Origin of the sequence: Tahibacter caeni, assembly GCF_024609805.1 — a bacterium.
GTDB lineage: Bacteria > Pseudomonadota > Gammaproteobacteria > Xanthomonadales > Rhodanobacteraceae > Tahibacter > Tahibacter caeni.
The window spans coordinates 1-3,419 of the sequence record NZ_JANFVR010000424.1 but is presented as its reverse complement, the minus strand read 5'-3'; the positions used below and the strand labels follow the sequence as shown (position 1 = coordinate 3,419).

The window sequence follows — 3,419 nt, the reverse complement described above, 5'->3', positions numbered from 1 at the left end:
CTAGCTGCGCGGTGCGGCGCAGCTGGCTGCCGAGCGCGAACGCGAAACGCGCCGCCGCCGGGTCGCCGGGCTCCGGTGGCGGCGGAAATGCGCCGTCGAACGCCGGCGCCGCGGCGAGCGCCGTGCGCAGCACGGCGTAGTCGTCGATCGCGCGGCGCGTGGCGCGGCGGTATTGCTCGACGAGCAGATGGCTCTGCGTCTCGCCGTAGACCGCTTCGAGCTCGGCCGCCGCCGTGGGGTCGCGCTCGTTCTCGATCGCGCGGATCGCGCCGGTGTCCACGCCGAGCGCGTCGCCGGCCGGACCGACCTGGAACGGATTCGCGCCGGCCAGCGACAGGCTCATCGTCAGGGTGGCGCAGGCGTTGTGGCTGGCCTGGAGCAGCTCGGCCAGGCGTCCACCCCAGCCCGTGGCCGGCGTCGTGTCGGTGGCCGAACGCACCTGCAGGGATTGCCAGAAGGCCTGCTGGTCGTTGTGCGAGAACAGCTGCGGCGGCAGCCGCGCCGTGCGCGCGTCGTAGGCCTGCCGGCTGACCGGTTCGAGCAGCGCGCCGACGTTGCCGAGAATGGCCACATCGCCGCGGTCGAACAGTTGCGCGAGTTCGGGCATGGCCGGATGCAGGCCGAGCGCGACCGGCGCCCCCTGCGCCTGCAGCGGCAGCAGCTGGTCCTGCGCGATGGCCAGGCCGCGGCGGCGATTGGCGTACTGCGCGTATTCGGCGTCGCCGCGCGGCACGACGAGATTGTGGCCATCGTTGCCGCCGAGCAGGAACACGCAGACCAGGGCCTTGTAGTCGCCGCCGCACGAGCCCTGCCCGGCCCAGGCCGCATTGAGCAGGGACAGGCTTTGCGGCGCGGCGAAGAAACCGGCGCCGCCGGCCAGCGCGGCGAGGCTGCGGCGCAGGAAGCGGCGGCGCGATGCGGCGAGGGATGGGTCGTTCATCGGCATTTTCCTAGCGCTGCACGGCGAATTCGGGCGAGGTCGCGATCAGGTAGATCGCGTTCTGCACGCGGCGCAGCGGCTCGTCGGCCGGCACCGCGAGCAGGCGGGCGCGGACGCGGCTGCGCAGCGCCGGCGAGATCTGTCCGCCGAGCAGCAGTTCGGCGCAGCGGTCGAGCAGGCCGTCGAGCGCGCCGGGCGGCGCCTCGGTCGCGCCGGCCGCGGGACGTATCGACTGCTCCCAGCGGGCGAGCCGGACCAGGCGCACGCCGACGAACTGCGGATCGTCCATCGGCCCGCCGCGATAGCCCCAGAACACGCGATTGGACACGTCGTTGGCGAGGCGTATCGCGAAATTCGCCGTGACGATCTGCATTTCCGGCGCGACCAGGCCCGGCGCGGCGAGCACGCCGCCGGGGCTATAGCCCGGCGCGAAGAAGTTGAACACCGACGGCGAGCGCAGCGGCGCCTGGTTGTGGCTTTCATGGATGTCGCGATCGTCGGGAAACAGCTCGTCGTCGTCCCAGACCACGTCGAACGCGCGCCACAGCGCGCTCAGGCGCAGCAGCGGCTCGCGCACCTTGCCGAAGCTCGCCGAGCCGCGCTGGCCTTCGCGCGCCTCGCGGTCGCGCAGGATCGCCGACACGGTCGCGGCGAGATTGCCGCGCACGCCGTGGCCGTCGTTCTCGAACACCGCGGCGACGCGCTCCACGTAGGCCGGCGTCGGATTGCTCGTGACGAGTCGCTGGATCAGCTGGCGCGAGACGAACGGCGCGACGTTCGGGTGCAGGAACAGCGCGTCGAGCGCACGCTCGAGTTCGGGCCGCGCGTCGCTGCCGGCCGGCAGCACGATGCCGTCGAACAGGCGCTTCTGGTCGCGGTCGTGATACGCCTCATAAGGCACGAGCTCGTGCTCGGTGCTGCAGGTGAACGGCTCTACCGGAAACGGATCGGGCACGCACTGCTGGCCGGGGCCGCAATGGCAGGCCCAGCCCGTGAACACGCGTGCGAGATTCCGCACGACGTCGCCGTCGTAGGTCGCCACGGTCTGTCCGCCGACCAGCAGCGGCGTGCCGTCGCGGTTGAGCTTGACCAGACCGATCGAGAACAGCTGCATGACCTCGCGCGCATAATTCTCGTCGGCCTGGATGTTGTCGGCCGGGTCGGGCTTGCGGTTGCGGTACATGCTCAGGTAGCGGCCCATCGCCGGGCTCAGGGTCACGTCCTCGAGCAGGTCGCGATAGTTGCCGAGCGCATGGCGCAGCAGGATGTCGTAGTAGGCGCCGAGCGCGAGGCCGTCGTTGTCGAGGCCGTTGCCGCGCTCGGACACGACGAGGATCTCGCTGAGCGCGAACGCGACGCGCTGGCGCAGCTGGTCCGGCGCCGACAGCGCGCGCACGAACCAGGCCTGCAGGAATTCGGCGAACGGAATCGGCTGCAGCGGATCGGTGATGCCGGCCTGGCTGCGCATGTACGGCAGGAAATAGCTCGGCGGCAGCGCGATCTGCGCGTCGATCCACGCGGCGTAGCTGCTCGCGGCCAGCGCGTCGATCTCCGCGTCGCCCGGTCCGAACGTGGCCTGGGTCAGGAAACGGGACGCTTCGCCGCGGCTGGACGGGCGCGCGGCGAACTCGTAGCCGTCGCGGAAGATCAGGTCGGCGGCCCCGGCCGGCTGGCACAGGCCGGCGACGGCGCACAGGACCAGCGCGCGCAACAGGACGGACATGCGGCTTACCTCTTGTGTCCTCTTCGTCGGGTCCGAGGACGGAAAGCGCACGGCGGGCGCCTCAGGTGTTGCGGTTCTGACCGCGACGCGCCCACGGCACGGCGCAGCGGCGCGTCGCTTGGGCGCAGTCTGGCCCGCGACGCCCGCAACGCCTGCGCTAAGGTGCTGTCTGTTTCTGCGCCCGGACTTCGTCCGGGTCCCTATCCCGTCCAGGAGCTTTCATGCGGCCGACTCCGCACGCACTGCCGATTCTCTGCGGCCTGGTCGCGGCGAGCGCCGGCCCGGCCTCGGCCGCGCCCCTGCGCAGCGAGCACCTGACGGTCGAGCTCGTCGCCGGCAAGCAGGCGCTCGTCGCCGGCCGCGACAACTGGCTCGGCCTGCGCCTGAGCCACGACGCGCATTGGCACACCTACTGGACGAACGCCGGCGACACCGGCCTCGCGACGCGGCTCGAATGGACCTTGCCGCCGGGCTGGCAGGCCGGACCGATCGACTGGCCAGCGCCCGAGCGGCTGCAGCTCGGCGAGCTGTTCAACTTCGGCTATTCCGGCGAGGCGCTGCTGCCGGTCGCGGTCCGCGTGCCGGCCGATGCCAGGGCCGGCAGCACGGCGAACGTGACCGTGCAGGCGCATTGGCTGGTCTGCCGCGAGGAATGCATTCCGGGCCAGGCGCGCCTGAGCCTGGACCTGCCCGTCGTCGCGGCCGGCAGCGGACCGGCCGACGGCGCCGCGGCCGAGCCGCTGCGCACGGCGCTGG

3 protein-coding genes are annotated in these 3,419 nt (G+C 72.2%); 1 reads left to right on the top strand and 2 read right to left on the bottom strand.

The window, feature by feature from the left end; genetic code table 11:
- Positions 1 to 940: DUF1501 domain-containing protein (locus NON22_RS21970; RefSeq protein ID WP_257389139.1), on the bottom strand; the 940-nt coding region annotated here is incomplete at its 3' end.
- Between the two features lie 10 nt (positions 941 to 950).
- On the bottom strand, positions 951 to 2,663 hold the full coding sequence (locus NON22_RS21965; RefSeq protein ID WP_257389138.1) for a DUF1800 domain-containing protein: 1,713 nt from the start codon (positions 2,661 to 2,663) through the stop codon (positions 951 to 953).
- Positions 2,664 to 2,884: 221 nt separating this feature from the next.
- Between NON22_RS21965 and NON22_RS21960 the strand changes: the two genes are divergently transcribed.
- Positions 2,885 to 3,419 (top strand): protein-disulfide reductase DsbD domain-containing protein (locus NON22_RS21960; protein ID WP_257389137.1); only part of this gene is annotated, 535 nt, incomplete at its 3' end.